The sequence below is a fragment of the Salinicola sp. RZ23 genome, from assembly GCF_003206675.1.
GTDB classification, from domain to species: domain Bacteria; phylum Pseudomonadota; class Gammaproteobacteria; order Pseudomonadales; family Halomonadaceae; genus Salinicola; species Salinicola endophyticus.
In genome coordinates, this window is record NZ_PZJK01000009.1 from 18,418 (window position 1) to 33,175 (window position 14,758).

Sequence of the window (14,758 nt, forward strand, 5' to 3'; positions counted from 1 at the left end):
GCTACCTACCCACAGGCCGCCACGCGCCTGCCTCAGCGGCTTTGCTGATCAGCGCCAGGCCAATTCACCTCATCTCGTCGGCAGCACATCGCGTCCCCGCTCATGTGTCATTGGGGTACCGGTACCGACTGGGATCCAGCCCCAGCTTCTGCAGCCGATAGGCCAGCTTGGCCCGGGTGATGCCCAGGTCGCGGGCGGCCCGGGAGACGTTGCCTTCGGCATTGCCGAGCACGCGCTCGAGTCGCTGTATTTCCCGCTCTTTCTCGGCGTCTTCGGTGTGGCTCGCGGTAGGGGTTCCCGGGGAACGGGGTAGCGAGACAGCTTCGCGCTCGGCGGTCTCGAGATCGCCCGCGGCGTTGATTCTGAGCTTGGCGCCGGGGCTGGAGGAGAAGCCGGCGTCCTCGAACAGATGAAAGGCGTCGATCGGCCCGCCATCCAGGGCGTTGATCACCCCGCGCTCCACCAGGTTCTGCAGCTCGCGCACATTGCCGGGGTAGTCGTAGGCGAGCAGGGCATCGGAGGCTTTGCGCGTCAGGCCGGTGATCGCTTTCCGGTAGCGCTCGGCGTAGTGGCGCGAGAAGTGCTCGACCAGCAGCGGAATATCGTCGCGTCGCTCCCGCAGTGGCGGCAGTCGGATCGGGAAGACGTTGAGGCGGTAGTAGAGGTCCTCGCGGAAGCGCCCGGCCTGCACCTCCTGGAACAGATCCCTGTTGGCGGCGGCGACGATACGCACGTCGACCCGGATCGGCTGGCTGCCACCGACCCGTTCGATCTCGCCATCCTGTAGCGTGCGCAGCAGCTTGCCCTGGGCTTCCAGGCTCAGCGAGGGGATCTCGTCGAGAAACAGAGTGCCGCCGTCGGCGCGTTCGAAGCGCCCGGGGCGGCTGCGCTCGGCGCCGGTGAAGGCGCCTTTCTCCACGCCGAACAGTTCGGCTTCGATCAGCGTATCGGGAATCGCCGCGCAGTTGAGCGCGACGAAGGGGCCTTCGGCCAGCAGGCTGCTGCGGTGCAGGGCGTTGGCGAAGAGGTCCTTGCCCACCCCCGATTCGCCGTTGAGCAGCACCGTGGCCGGCGTGGGGGCGACCCGCTCGATCTTCTGCAGGGCGATGCTGACAGCAGCCGAGACACCGACGATCTGCTGGGCGTTGCTTTCAGGGACGTTGCTTTCAGGGGCATTGGCCCTGGTGGCGGCCCCCCGGGGCGCGGAAGAGGGCGCTGCGGGGGGCCGGCGTGTGGCTCGGCTCGATGTTGCGGCGGTCGGCAGCCGCTGGCGGTCGAGCCGCAGCCAGTCGAGATCGTCGTTCGCTTCCATGCGCTCACTGGTCGTCTCCCCCACGATCCGGCAGTGCGCGGCGCCGCAGCCGGCGCACTCGAGCTCCCGGTAGATCACGCGCTTGCCGTAGAAGGCGCTGGCATAGCCGCTGGCATAGCCGAGTTGCATCCAGCACACCGGTTCCGCGGAGAGCCCGTGCGCCTTGAGGTGCTCGGCGGCCTCGACGGAGTCGTGCCACAGGAACTCGGCATTGAAGGTGCCGTTGGGGATGTCATGGTCGCGGCGGATGGTCTCGACCTTCACCATGCCCATCACCGCGTGCAAGCGCTCACCCGCACTCAACACCCCAGCATCGTCGCTATCCGCCCAGTGCTTGCGCACGAAGGCGGCATCCGAGGCGCCGGCCGAGAAGCCGACGCGCATCAGCAGGTCGCGTGCCCCCGCAGGGCCCAGGGTTTCGATCAGCTCGCGCCGCAGGGCGCCGAAGGAGTGGGCGCCGAACAGCAACATGCGGCGGGTATCGAACCAGATCCGGCCATCGTTGGGCGTAAATCGCAAGCTCTCTGTCAGGTCGTATAACGTCGGCGGATCTCCGGCATGCAGCGTATCTTTTATAGATTTTTCTTGATCAGTTATTTCCGTTATTTCCGAGAGACGCAGTTTCCTTGGCATGAATTTACCCTACCAAAGTCGCAGAAAATGGGCGTGATTTTCGATTTTCATCTGTCGTTTTTTATAAAAATGATGAATTTTATCAATCTTAATAAAATGCGCGACGTGCCGCCGTTATCCATTGGTCTTTTGAGTGGGGTGTTTTTTGCTTATCTTGCGGCGGCTTAGACGGCGTACCTAGACATAGGTCTACGCCTGTACGTCGATGGCATGTGGCTTGCTCCGTGTTGATGGGAAGCAGACCGATTCCATCATGAGAGGAGAAAGACCATGTCCAACGCACCTGCCAGCACGGCTTATCGCATCGTCGAAGTACCGGAACCGATGAAAGCGATGCAGGATCGCTTCGGGCGCGAGGGGAGCTATGTCGGACTCTCGGAGGCGGAGAGCCCCTGGGTTCCCTTTGGCGATAACGCCGCAATTCGCCATCTCGCGTTCGATGTTCGCAACAACGTCTACTGCAATATCCTGTGGATCAAGGGCCCGGGCGTGATCGGTACGCACCGCCACCGTGGCATGGTCTGGGCAGTGGGCATGGAGGGGACTTTCCGCTATCTGGAGTACGACTGGGTCTGCGGCCCCGGCGAATTCATCACCGAAATGCCCGGCCAGGCGCATACCCTGGTGACTGACGAGCCGAACGGCATGAAGGCGCTGTTCTGGATGCAGGGGGCGAATGAGTTCTTCGATGAACAGGGCGAATGGGCAGAGACCCTGGACGTTTTCTGGTTCATCAATCACTACGTGACCTACTGCGAAGCCCACGGCATTCCCATCAACGAACAGCTGTTTCTGTGAGGGAATGCCCATGCGCTTTTTCGAACAGTTCAGCGTCGAGGGGCGTTCGGCGCTGGTTACAGGTGGCGCCTCGGGTCTGGGGCTGGCTTATGTCGAGGTGCTGGCGGAAAACGGTGCCAGCGTCACCCTGGCGGATATCGATATCGACGCCGCGGAGCGTGAAGCGGCGAGGCTAAGGGAGCAGGGTTTCACGGTGCAGGCACAGGCCCTCGATGTGGCCGATAGGGCGCAGAGCGCCGAGGTGTTCGAGGCTCATGTAAGGGGCTTCGACGGCCTGGATATCGTCTTCGCCAATGCGGGGGTCGACCCCGGCGCCGGGTTCTGGAACCCGGGTGGTTGGCGCAACGAAGAGGGGCAGGTCGATACCTTCGACCCCGAGCGCTGGGATCGCACGATCGCGATCAATCTGACCGGCACCTTCAATACCCTGCGCCTGGCGGCGACCTACATGAAGCCCCAGCGCCGCGGTGCCATCGTCGTCACCTCGTCGAATGCCGCCATCATCACCGAGCCGGTGGTGGGGCTGCCCTATATGCCGGCCAAGGCCGGTGTCTCCCATATGGTGCGCCAGCTGGCGCTGGAGCTCGCCGAGTTCGGCATTCGCGTCAATACCATCGCGCCGGGTGGCTTCGTCACCAATATCGGCGGCGGCTGGCTGAAGGATCCGGAGGTGCGCCGGAGCTGGGATGCCAAGGTGCCGCTGGGGCAACTGGCGGAACCCGAGCAGATCAAGGCGCTCGCCCTCTATCTGGCCTCGGATGCCTCCTCGTACATGACGGGGGCGCAACTGGTCATCGATGGCGGGACCTCACTGGGGAGGGTCGGCTGATGCGTGCTGCCGTCTTCAACGAATTGCATCGGCCGCTGGAGATCCGGGAGCTGCCCGACCCCACGCCGAGCCCTGACCAGGTGGTCGTCGAGGTGCAGCGCTGCGGCATCTGCGGCTCCGATCTGCACATGACCGAAGATGCCGTGTTCGGCCTCTGCCCTGGAGATGTGCTGGGCCACGAGTACGCCGGCGAGATCGTCGCCTGCGGCAACGAGGTGACGACATTGCGCCCGGGGCAACGGGTCTCGGTGATGCCGTTTCGCAGCTGCGGGCGCTGTCTCTCCTGCCTCTCCGGGGAGCCGGCCTGGTGTCAGCAGATGGTGCTCGAGGGTGGGGGGTATGGCGAGTATGCGGCCACTGCAGCGCGCCAGTGCATCCCGCTGCCCGAGGGCGTGAGCACGAGTGACGGGGCGATCGTCGAGCCGCTGGCGGTGGCGCTCCACGGGGTTCGCCTTTCCGAGATGCGCCCCGGTGATCGCGTGCTGATCATCGGCGCCGGCCCCATCGGCCTGGCGGTCGCGTTCTGGGCGCGCCGCTTCGGGGCAAAGCAGGTGGTGGTCCAGGATATCGCCCGTTATCAGGAGGCGCGGGCCGGTGAGATGGGCGCTACCGGCTTCGTCTGTGCGCCGGATGAGCCGGTGGCCGCGGCCACACGCCAGCTCGGCGGTGAGGCGGATATCGTCTTCGAGTGTGCCGGCGTGCCCGGGCTGATTGCCCAGTCCATCGAACAGGTCAGGCCCCACGGCACCATTCTGCTTCTCGGCCTCTGCACCCGGCCGGATGCGTTCGTGCCCTTCGCCGCTCTGTCGAAGGAGATACGCCTGCAGACCGCTGCCTTCTTCTCCCGACGTGAATACGAAAGTGCCCTGGATGTGCTCGATGCCGGCGCGGTCGAACCGCGTCATCTGATCACCGAGACGGTGCCGCTCGCCAACGTGCCAACGGTATTCGAGGCCCTGAAAAGCCGTACTCGCCAATGCAAGGTGCTCATCAGCCATGAACAACAACAACGCTGACATCACGACTGACGTTTCACCCAATGCGCGCCGCAGTTCCCGCTATCAGATCCTGCTGGTGGGCCTGCTGAGCTTGAACTTCGGTATCGTCTTCTTCGACAGGAATGCGCTCAATTTTCTGATGCCGTTCGTCCAGCCCGATCTCGGGCTGTCGAATACCGAAATCGGCCTGACCGCTTCTGCGCTCTCGATCACCTGGGCCATTTCCGGCCTGATCTTCGGGGCGATATCCGACCGCAGCGGGCGGCGAAAGATCTTTCTCGTGATCGCCACGCTCATCTTCTCCCTCTGCTCCTTCCTGACCGGGCTCGCCACCTCCTTCCTGCTGCTGCTCGGTGCGCGGCTGCTCATGGGGATCGCCGAGGGGCCCATCCTGCCGATCTCGCAGACGGTGACAGCGATAGAAGTCTCTCCCAAGCGTCGCGGCGTGGCCATGGGGGTGATGCAGAACTTCGGCTCCAACCTGCTCGGCTCCTTTGCCGCGCCGGTGGTGCTGGTTGCCGTCGCCACGGCCTTCGGCTGGCGCGAGGCGTTCTTTCTCGCCGGCGTGCCCGGGCTGCTCGCCGCCGGGCTGATCTGGTGGTTGATGCGCGAGCCCGGCACGGCATCGGTGCCGGCCACCGTGGCCGAACGGCCGGCGCCACGTCGGCCGAGTATCCGCGAGATGCTCGCCCATCGGAACATGCTGATCTGCTCGCTGATGGCGATCCTGCTGATCGGCTATCTGGTGGTCTGTTGGTCCTTCATGCCGATCTATCTCACCAGCGTGCGCGGCTACTCGCCCCAGGAGATGGGCTGGTTGATGGGTGTGCTGGGGATCTCCGCCGCCGTGGGCAGCTTCGTGGTCAGCGGGATCTCCGACCGGATCGGTCGCAAGCCGGTGATGATCATCACTCCGTTCATGGGGCTGATTCTGACCCTGGGCGCCATGTACTTCCAGGGCAGTGCCTTCATCCTCGCCATTCTGTTCTTCTTCGGCTGGTCACTGAACGGCATCTTCCCGCTGTTCATGGCCATCGTCCCCTCCGAGACGGTAGATCCGCGCTATATCGCCACGGCGCTCGGTTTCGTCTGCGGGGTGGGTGAAGTGCTCGGCGGCGGCATCCTGCCCACGGTGGCCGGGGCTGCGGCGGATATCGCCGGGCATGCGGCGCCGCTCTGGCTGATGAGCGTTATCTGCGTCGTGGCCGGTTTCCTCGCCATGGGGCTCGAGGAGACGGCGCCGGTGGTGTTGGCCCGGCGGTCCCAGGCCGCGCTCGCCTAGGTTTTGCGCGAAAACTGCCGGCGCTCGCCGAGTTTTCGTAAAGCCTAGGGCATGTCTAAAGCCCGGGCCGTATTTGAAAACTTTTGCGCTCGTCAGTGCTGCGTTCAACGCAACTCAATCGATGACAAGGATAATAATAATGTCCTCACCTTATGCACGTCTTCACGCCAATCACCAGCGCGGCCTCGAGGCTCGGCCCGCGTCGCTCTCCCGCATGATGACGCTGGCCAAGCCGATGCTCTCGGCAGCCGTGATCATGGCTTTCTCGTTCGATGCCTGGGCACAGCAGTCGGAAATCTCGGCGCGGCTCGACGATAATCAGAAGGCGCCGCGTTATACCCAGGGAAAACCCATCTTCAGCGATCTGGGCAGTGGGCTGGAGGCTGCCGGTATCACGCCGCATCTCTCGCTCTGGTCCCTGTGGGTCGGCAACCCTTCTACTGGACCCAGACAGGGTAGCCACGCCGTCACCAACAATATCTTTGCAGGGGCCGACTTCGACCTGCAGCGGATGCTGAATATTCCCGATGCGACCTTCCATCTGGAATATACGTTCTTCCCTGGCAACCATAACGTCGGACAGCCGACGCCGCCTGCGTATGCCGGGGCGGCGGGGAGCTATTTTGGTGGAGCGCCGGCGCGCAACGATATTTCCAGCGGCTATCTGTCCGAATTCTCTTATGAGCAGAACTACTTTGGGGGGAGGTTGAAAGCCGTGCTGGGGCGTACCAATGCCCGACGCTACTTCTTCGAAAACAACTGCTCCAGTGTCGTGGCGTGCAATGACCCCATCTGGGACTTTGCGACCGGCTCGCTGCCGCCACCCTATGCCTCCTGGGGCGCCTTCGGGCAGCTTCAGCTCGGCAACCACAAGAGTCTGAAACTGGGTGTCTTCGAATCCGACCCGCAGCAGTACCTGGACAAGGGGCATGGCTTCGACTGGAACCCTTCGGATTCAGCGGGGGAGAGCATTCTTGCCGCGATAGGGCACGAGACGACCTTCTCGGATGAGGCGTATCCCGGCCGCTACGAGCTCATCGGTTTCTACAACACCAGTGATCAGTACGACCCGCGTAGCGGCGAGCGCGATGGCCGCGGCACCGCCGGTGCCATGTTCAAGTTCCGCCAGGCGTTCTGGCGTCCTGATGGTGGCCGGGGCGGCAGCGAAGATCCCCAGGCGCTGCTGGTGTTCGGTTCGCTAGAGGCGGCGCCCGGTGATAACCAACCCTACCAGGCGTTCATCGAGACCGGGCTCACCTACTTGAAGCCCTTCGATAGAGCCGCTGACATGGCCAACATCAAGGCCAGCTACGCGCGCCTGGGCAGTCGCCAGATCGAGGCGCAGCGCGAGGCCCGCGTGGCCAATGGCGGCACTGCCGAGCGGGGCTCCCGAGACGTGTTTCGACTCGAGACGAACTACCATCTCGGCCTGCCGGCTTACATGTTCCTGGAGCCCTCGGTGCAGTACATCATCAACCCCAGCAACTTCTTCAATCCGGCAGCCCCGCGTCTCAACGATGATGGAGTCGTGGTGGCGCTGCAGTTCGGCATCGATCTGGGCAAAGCCATGGGGCTGAGCGCAGCCGATTGAGCTGTGACAGTCACTGTCTCATCGGAAAACCCGCCAGGGGCGATGGTTGAAAAAAGAGCCAGCCATCAAGCGGCCGCTTGATGGCTGGCTCTGTTGCTGACTCGTTGTGTCTTGGATCAGCTCTGGGCTTGTTCACCGTAGCAGCGTTCCAGCTCGGTGAACTGGTAAAAGTAACTGCCGGGTTGGATTGGCTGGCACTGGCTCGGGAACGGAATTTCTTCTTCGTTGTACAGCATTCTGACTAGCAGAGTGCCAGCCTTGTTCTGATACACGTCCCACTGGATATTGGCGCTGTACGGAGACACCCAGTCGCCGCGCCATGGATTGTTTTCGTAGCTGTATAGCTGGCCTTTCGCAACGCCTTCAGTGCTGCCCTTCAGGCGCATTTGGGCGGCAAAGGGTATCACCGTTTCGGCATGCGCGAAGCGGATTTTTGCCGCTTTCTTGTTGGTGCCATCTTGAATGCCTTTGATCTCCTTGAAGAAGTCATCTTCCAGGACTTTTGCCATGCGATAGGTGATGTCTGTGCCCTTGAAGCTGGGGCCTTTCTCGTAGAAGTGTTTGCCATCGAGCACATAAGTGAACCATTGTGACTCGGCGGGGGTGACAAAATCGATGAACTGCCAAGGTTGCTTGCCCGCCTCATAAGAAAGCCCGGGCGCTGCCAAGTACAGGTTGAATAGCTGTATCGCCGCGTCAACGTCGTTGTAAACGACGGGCTTTTTCTTGTTTTTCGGCAGGAAGGAGAGTTTCCCCGCCGTTAGCTGCGCCACGAAGGCCGGCGTATAAATCCGCTCCAGCATCTGTTGTGCCATGTCATGCGTTTCAGGCAGGTTCATCAACTGCTGGATGGTTGCCCGCAGGTCTGGGTCCTTTTTTTTGTAATCCTGATAATACTGGTTGCTTTCCTGTTTGTGAAAGTAGAGCTGGGCTTTGTCGATGATGGGCGGGCTGGTCAAGTCGCCTATGGCGGGGTTTTCGTATTCCATGCCCGAGATAAAGGCGAGGCCGCTGTCTTTTGCGCGCTCCCTGCCTGAATATTCCATATCAATGGGGCGGTTGTTGTGTACCGCGTTGTCGAACAGGTGCTTGTCTCGTGCGACAAGGCGAGCGCCAATCATCGTTTGCTCTAGTTTGCCGCGCTCGGATAAATTGCCGTATCCCAGTTTTTGGTTGGCTGCCATAAAACGCTCTATTTCCGGCCCAAGACGTTCACCCAATGGGGTCAAGGCGTGTTGTGCCTTGGCGGCTTGCCAGATTTGCAGGCTGATGACGTCATATTTGGGGCTGGATAACGCTCGTGATCCATGGCGGGAAAGCAGTTCGGTATAAACGATATGATAGCCGCTGGGAATGGGCTGGTAATTGGCCGGCGAGGCATGCGGCTGATAGGTGGATTTGGTGCCATACGCGTACTGCTTGGATGAAGATTCCTGCCGCTGCTCCAGTGCACTGCAAACAGAGAATGGCAGAAGAGTCAGGAGTAGAAAAATTAGAGGTTTTTTCATCAGAAATTGCTCTTTTAGTCTCTTGCTGGTTGGGTGATTGCATGGAGGGGCAATAAGTTCGCCAAGCCTAGGGTGGCCCAATTTCACTTTCATGACGCTGGGTAAGAACAGAGACGGATGTCAGCAAGAGACGAGACACGGCACCGTGGATGATTTACCACGAGGTAATAAAGAGACGGACGCTACAGAGGCGTGAAGTTTGCGATCACGAAGACGATCCGCAAGATCGAGAGGCCCGATTGGGTGGGCATCTCCCCTAGAGCTCGCCTCTGACCGACCACAGTTCCGGGAAGAACCGTAGCGCCAGCGCTTTCTCGAGATAGGCCACACCCGAGGTGCCGCCGGTACCGCTGCGCTGGCCGATGATGCGCTCGACTGTCTTCATGTGACTGAAGCGCCACTTGTGGAAGTTGTATTCGGTGTCGATCAGCTTCTCGGCGAGTTCGTAGAGATCCCAGTAGCGCTCGGCGTGGCGATAGATGGTCGACCAGGCGGCCTCGACCTCGGGCGAGGGGGTATAGGGCGTCGACCAGTCACGCTGGAGCGTCGCCTCGGGTAGCTCGAAGCTGCGTCGTGCCAGCAGCTGCAGGCAGACGTCGTAGAGGCTGGGGGCGTCGAGCACCTCGTGTAGCCGCTGGTAATGGACGGGGTGGCGGCGGTGCGCCTCGGCCAGGCGCGGGTGCTTGTTGCCGAGCAGAAACTCCAGCTCGCGGTACTGATAGGACTGAAAGCCCGAACTCTGGCCTAGGCTGTCGCGGAAGGCGAGATAGTCGGACGGTGTCATGGTGGCGAGCACCTCCCAGGCATTGATCATCTGCGCCTGGATCCGCGCGACCCGGGTGAGCATCTTGAACGCCGGACGCAGCTCGTCGGCGCTGATTGCCCGCGCCGCCGCGTGCGCCTCGTGCAGGCACTGCTTCAGCCACAGCTCCGAGACCTGATGGATGATCACGAACAGCATCTCGTCGTGTTGGTCGCTGATCGGGTTCTGGCAGGCGAGCAGCGGTGCCAGGTCCAGGTACTCGCCGTAGCTCATGGTCGGGTCCCAGTGCACCTGCTGCTCGTTACCCAGATCGACGGCGCTGCGTTCGCGCGGGGTCGAATTGTCGTCGTGCATGTTGGCTACCCTTGTTCGTGTGTTGTTGTCGGGTGTCGTCGTCAAATGTCGCTACCAGGCGTCGCTATCGAGCGTGGTTGCGTCGTGCAAACAGCCTGCGTCAGGCAGTTAGTGGGCGTCAGGCTGGCCTAGGTCCAGCGCCTTGTCGGCATACTCGAGGATGTCGAAATGGTCGAGGCCCGGCAGCAGAGTCACCGTCGCCGGCACGCCATCGCGTTCGGCCCGGGCCGCGAGCGCCTCGCCCTGATGATGAAACACCGGCGGGTCCTGCTCGCCGTGGACCAGATCCAGCGGTGGCAGGCCGGTCAGCGGCAGGCACAACGGGCTCAGGCGCTCGGCGCGGGCTTCGTCCAGGTCGAGAGGCTCAGCGATCGAGGTGCCGAGCAGCGGGCGCAGGTCGTAGACGCCGCTGATCAGCCATAGCGCCTCGATCGCCTTCGGGCACTCCGCCGCGAGGCAGCTCATCAGTGCGAGATGTGCGCCGGCGCTGTGACCGCCGAGACGCACTCGGCCGCTCAGGTTGAGCGCCTCTTGTTGCGCCAGCAGGTAGCGCACCCCGCGGGTGCTCTCTTCGATCAGCGTCTCCAGCGTGGCGGCGGGGGCCAGCGGGTAGTTCAGCGAGGCGAAGGCCCAGCCGCATGCCAGCCAGTCTGCTGCCATGAAGTCGGTGGCGGTGGCGTCCAGTGCCTTCCAGTAGCCGCCGTGAAGAAAGATCATCAGCGGCCAGGGGCCGTCGCCCTCCGGCAGATGTAGATGGAGCCAGGCGTATTCCGCGTCGCCATAGGCGAGACGTTGCGGCGGACGCGACTCGCGCAGCCTGCGCCCCAGCTCGGCCTGGTGGGCCAGGGTGCTTTCGGCATCTCGCGCCCAGCGTCTTGGCGAGTGGGCGTGCTCGCGGGCTTCGATACGCTGTCTGTCTGGCATCAGGTCACCTCCGTGCGGGTCTGGAAACGTGGGTTGCGGTACTCAGCGCTCTCCACCACCTCGCGGAACTGCTCGGCGGCGTGCCAGACATCGACATGGCTGAGATAGAGCGGGGTGAAGCCGAAGCGCATTAGCCCCGGTTCGCGGTAGTCGCCGATCACGCCGCGCGCGATCAGCGCCTGGACGATGGCATAGCCGTGCTCGCGCTGGATCAAACCGACCTGGCTGCCGCGCTGCGCCGGGGGCGGAGTGATGTCCTCGATACCATGTATCTCGAACAGGTCGGTGAGGCAGGCACGGAAGAGGTCGGCCAGTGCCAGGCTCTTGGCTCTCAGTGCCGCTATGTCCACCTCCTGCCATAGCGTCAGTGAAGCTTCGAGCGGGGCATAGGCCAGCGCCGAATGGGTCCCGGTGCGAAAGCGCGTCATCCCTGCGGCGGGGGCGTAGTCGGCTTCGAAGGCGAAGGGCTGGGTATGGCCATGCCAACCGGATAGCGGCTGCCATGCCGCCCGCTGGCACTCCCCGCGGACGTAGAGAAAGCCGGGCGCTCCCGGACCGCCATTCAGATACTTGTAGGTACAGCCGACCGCGTAGCGGGCACCGCTGCCCTGGAGGTCGACCGCCAGGGCGCCCGCCGAGTGGGCCAGATCCCAGATCACCTCGGCGCCCTGGGCGTGGATGCGGCGGGTGGTATCGGCCATGTCGCGCAGCTGGCCGGTGCGATAGTTGACCTGGCTCAGCACCACCACCGCTACCTGAGTATCCAAGTGCGTCTCCAGCGGTGCCCCCTCGGGCAGGAGGCGATGTTCGAAACCGGCGCTACGGCAGAAGCCTTCGGCAATATAGCCATCGGCGGGGAAGTTGCCGCCTTCGCTGAGGATGACTGGCCGGGCGCGTCCCTGGCACTCGGTGATATAGCCGAGCAGCTTGAACAGGTTGAGGGTGATGCTGTCGCTGACCAGTACCTCACCCGCGCGGGCGCCGATCAGCGGCGCCAGCAGGTCACCGAGTCGCTCGGGGGCATCGAACCAGCCCTGGTTCCAGCCACCGACCAGGGCATCGCGCCACTGATCCCGGGTCGCATCGAGCGCGTCGCGGGCGGCCCGCGGCTGGGCCCCCAGCGAGTTGCCATCGAGATAGAGCATGCCGTCGGGCAGGGCGAAGTGGGCCTTGAAGGCAGCCAGCGTGTCCCGGCTGTCCAGGTCCCTGGCCTCGGTGAGCGTCGGGCGCATTGGCATCTCCAGTCATGTTGAAGAGAGTTCACGCGTAGCGTAAGCCGATCAGCCCGCTTCGGGGTTGTGTTCTCTTGCGTATTTTCGGCATAAAGTGCAAAAGACACTCTTTTTCAGAAGGTTTATGCAATATGGATGCGCTGGATGCCTTCGACCGTCGTCTGCTCCATGCGATGCAGCGTTCACCGCGTCAGACGCTGACCGAGCTGGCCGAGCGTGTGAGTCTCTCGCCCAGCCAGTGCTCGCGGCGGATCGCCCGGCTCGAGGCGAGCGGGGTCATCCAAGGTTATGCGCTGCGCCTGGCACCCGAGGCGCTGGGGCTCATGGTGACCGCTTTCATCGCCGTGTCGATGGAGAAGTCGCGGCTGGGCACGCCGCGGGAGACGATCGCCTCGCTGTTGGCCTGTGACGAAGTGATCGACTGCCACTCGACCACCGGCAGTCACGATTTCATTCTCAAGGTGAAGGTGGCGGATCTCGCCGCGCTCTCACACTTTCTCTCCTCGGTGGTCAGTCCGATGCCGGGGATTCGCGACGTGTCCACCCAGGTGGCGCTGGAGTGCTTCAAGGAGGCCGGGCCGCTCAAGGTGCAGGGTTGAAGGCCGTACACGGGGAGGCATTCACGGTCGCGCGGCCGTCGAGCCGGGCGTGATATTCGACAGGATGAGGGCGTAGGTCGCTGGGAAAGCATGAAAAAATCCCGGCCGACGCAGACCCGAAGGTCAGCACCCAAGCCGGGCAAAAGAGGGGCCTATTGCTACCCATCACGAATGAAGGGAAATAGGAGACACGTGACTTCATTGGCCAAGTCACAGGCTCAGGATGGCGTAGTTCTAAAATATTAGTAAGATCTGAATTGAAGTCTTTTGTAAGCTTCGGTGAGGCGCGTGTCAGACCAAAAAAGACCCGATAAGGGCGGACGGGGTTGCCCGTGCGACCAGTCGGGTCGAGGCGGTCGCAGGGAGCAACCCAAAGCGTGCGGCCGAAGGTCCCTCTCGGCCCTGTTGGGCGTCCTCGGGGTAAGGCTCCACACGGGAGATGCGCCGAGGTTGCCGCGTATCTCTAACAACGTGATGCCTTTATCGGCGGTGGGCGCGAGAAGTTAAGGTGTGTGATTTGCTTTTTCTCGAGGCAGCCGAGGGCCTCTCGCTGCAAACGGCGGACTGCGATAAAAGTTGTAGACGGCAAATCTTTGCATGAAAACGCTGCGAGCGGTTCATGACGCCCCACAGCGACCGCTCAGAGGGGGGCCAGGAAGCCTGCCGGGGGGAGGGCGGGCTCACAAAACCGCCGGGAGCGGTTTTTGACGTCGCGCAGCGACGGCGAGCACAAAAAAACGCCCGGTAGCAGGAGTTGCCTGCAGCCGGGCAGAAAGATCGCGAGATCGCGACCATGAACCTGGTGGGGCGACGGTCACGGCTATCGTCGAAATACTACAAAAGTGTAAGCCGTGTAATACCGTACCGCTTCTATCGCATCTTACTTAATAATAGAAATCGCAAAACGGAGGAAAGAACACTTAAACACCCGTTTATTGACGCAAGGCTAACAGTGTTTTCACGGAAAGAAAAAAAGAATATCGATGCTTGTTTGGGCGAGCGTGCCAAAAATCAGCGCCCGCCGGCTCGGCCGGAGCGTATCGATAGTCCCAACCGACAGGGATCAGCGTAGCTGGCTATCCTTGCTGCCGCGACGGTTGTAACCGGACTGGTGGGTGTGGCGCTTGTCGGCCTCGGCCTGGCATGCCACGCAGAGCCTGACACCCGGCACGGCTTCGCGCCGCGCCGGGGGGATCGGTTCTTCGCACTCTTCGCAGTGGGTCAGGCTCGGGCCTTGCCGTTCGAGCCGCCTGCGTACCTCATCGATGCCGTCGTTCACGGTACTGTCGATCTGGTCCTGTACCGCGCCGTCGTGTGCCCAGCCTCCGGCCATGGTGATACCTCCTCTCCGAACTCGCCGATCTCTTGCTCAACCGCCTTATGACAAGATGGTGGCGAATCGCCCCCGCGACAAGCCTTACGCGAGCCACGGGGGCGGTATCAGACCGGCTGGCCCTCTGCGGCGTGGGCGTGCTTGCGCGGTGGCTCGTGCACGCAGAGCACGCGGCAGGGGGCGAGATGGGTCACCTTGTGCGAGACGCTGCCCATCATCAGCCCCTGTAGCTGGCCGAGACCACGGCTGCCCATGACGATGGCGTCGACGCCCAGGCGCTCGGCCACGGTGACGATCACCCGGGTCGGGTAGCCCTGCTCGATCAGCAGGTCGAATTCGCCGTTGTAGCCGGGGAAGGAGGGCAGGGTATCGAGGGCGGCGTCCAGTACCGCACGGCCTTCGCGTTGCGCCGTCTCCACCGAGGCGGCCTTGAGCGCCGCCTCGACGCTGATCAGTTCCCCTTGGTGCATGGGCGGGAAAGGCTCACGTACATTGAGCAGGTGCAGCTTGCCCTGGACCGGTGCGGCCAGCTGGCAGGCGACGTTCAGCGCGATATGGGAGTCCGGCGATCCGTCGATGGGAATCAGCAGTGACTTGAACAT

The 14,758-nt window shown here is 62.7% G+C and carries 14 protein-coding genes; 7 read left to right on the top strand and 7 right to left on the bottom strand.

Translation table 11 applies throughout. The features are described from left to right. Positions 1-100: 100 nt before the first annotated feature. Complete coding sequence (locus DOM67_RS09410; RefSeq protein ID WP_110675388.1) at positions 101-1,945, bottom strand: sigma-54-dependent Fis family transcriptional regulator; 1,845 nt, start codon at positions 1,943-1,945, stop codon at positions 101-103. On the opposite strand from DOM67_RS09410, the gene DOM67_RS19990 reads away from it, so the two are divergent. The 6 genes from DOM67_RS19990 (at position 1,871) to DOM67_RS09435 (ending at position 7,443) form a co-directional block, all read left to right on the top strand. Continuing rightward, positions 1,871-2,113, top strand: coding sequence for a hypothetical protein (locus tag DOM67_RS19990; RefSeq protein WP_198651776.1), 243 nt, complete (start codon positions 1,871-1,873; stop codon positions 2,111-2,113). The two genes, DOM67_RS09410 and DOM67_RS19990, sit on opposite strands and share 75 nt — an antisense overlap. 102 nt (positions 2,114-2,215) lie before the next feature. Then, positions 2,216-2,743, top strand: a complete 528-nt coding sequence (locus tag DOM67_RS09415) for a 2,4'-dihydroxyacetophenone dioxygenase family protein (protein WP_110675389.1) — start codon at positions 2,216-2,218, stop codon at positions 2,741-2,743. A 10-nt stretch (positions 2,744-2,753) separates the two neighbouring features. Next, positions 2,754-3,572 (top strand): SDR family NAD(P)-dependent oxidoreductase, encoded by an 819-nt coding sequence (locus DOM67_RS09420; protein WP_110675390.1) that lies wholly within the window; start codon positions 2,754-2,756, stop codon positions 3,570-3,572. Continuing rightward, positions 3,572-4,588: an alcohol dehydrogenase catalytic domain-containing protein gene (locus DOM67_RS09425; protein WP_110675391.1), complete on the top strand. Its 1,017-nt coding sequence runs from the start codon at positions 3,572-3,574 to the stop codon at positions 4,586-4,588. The genes DOM67_RS09420 and DOM67_RS09425 overlap by 1 nt, the downstream gene beginning before the upstream one ends. Then, complete coding sequence (locus DOM67_RS09430; RefSeq protein ID WP_110675392.1) at positions 4,569-5,852, top strand: MFS transporter; 1,284 nt, start codon at positions 4,569-4,571, stop codon at positions 5,850-5,852. The genes DOM67_RS09425 and DOM67_RS09430 overlap by 20 nt, the downstream gene beginning before the upstream one ends. A 214-nt stretch (positions 5,853-6,066) precedes the next feature. After that, the gene (locus DOM67_RS09435) at positions 6,067-7,443 is read left to right on the top strand and encodes a carbohydrate porin (RefSeq protein ID WP_157958828.1); all 1,377 of its coding nucleotides are present in this window, start codon (positions 6,067-6,069) and stop codon (positions 7,441-7,443) included. A 116-nt stretch (positions 7,444-7,559) separates the two neighbouring features. On the opposite strand, the gene DOM67_RS09440 is transcribed toward DOM67_RS09435, so the two are convergent. The 4 genes from DOM67_RS09440 to kynU all read right to left on the bottom strand — a co-directional run bounded on the left by DOM67_RS09440 (position 7,560) and on the right by kynU (position 12,224). Then, on the bottom strand, positions 7,560-8,951 hold the full coding sequence (locus DOM67_RS09440) for a histidine-type phosphatase (protein WP_110675394.1): 1,392 nt from the start codon (positions 8,949-8,951) through the stop codon (positions 7,560-7,562). A gap of 256 nt (positions 8,952-9,207) precedes the next feature. After that, complete coding sequence (locus DOM67_RS09445; protein ID WP_110675395.1) at positions 9,208-10,068, bottom strand: tryptophan 2,3-dioxygenase family protein; 861 nt, start codon at positions 10,066-10,068, stop codon at positions 9,208-9,210. Between the two features lie 108 nt (positions 10,069-10,176). Further along, positions 10,177-10,992: an alpha/beta hydrolase gene (locus tag DOM67_RS09450; RefSeq protein WP_110675396.1), complete on the bottom strand. Its 816-nt coding sequence runs from the start codon at positions 10,990-10,992 to the stop codon at positions 10,177-10,179. Further along, positions 10,992-12,224: a kynureninase gene (kynU, locus tag DOM67_RS09455; RefSeq protein WP_110675397.1), complete on the bottom strand. Its 1,233-nt coding sequence runs from the start codon at positions 12,222-12,224 to the stop codon at positions 10,992-10,994. Before kynU ends, DOM67_RS09450 begins: the two co-directional genes overlap by 1 nt. 131 nt (positions 12,225-12,355) lie before the next feature. On the opposite strand from kynU, the gene DOM67_RS09460 reads away from it, so the two are divergent. Beyond that, complete coding sequence (locus DOM67_RS09460; RefSeq protein ID WP_110675398.1) at positions 12,356-12,823, top strand: Lrp/AsnC family transcriptional regulator; 468 nt, start codon at positions 12,356-12,358, stop codon at positions 12,821-12,823. Between the two features lie 1,063 nt (positions 12,824-13,886). On the opposite strand, the gene DOM67_RS09465 is transcribed toward DOM67_RS09460, so the two are convergent. Both DOM67_RS09465 and DOM67_RS09470 read right to left on the bottom strand, forming a co-directional pair. Further along, the gene (locus DOM67_RS09465; protein WP_110675399.1) at positions 13,887-14,156 is read right to left on the bottom strand and encodes a DksA/TraR family C4-type zinc finger protein; all 270 of its coding nucleotides are present in this window, start codon (positions 14,154-14,156) and stop codon (positions 13,887-13,889) included. A 107-nt stretch (positions 14,157-14,263) separates the two neighbouring features. Beyond that, positions 14,264-14,758: a universal stress protein gene (locus DOM67_RS09470; RefSeq protein ID WP_110675400.1), complete on the bottom strand. Its 495-nt coding sequence runs from the start codon at positions 14,756-14,758 to the stop codon at positions 14,264-14,266.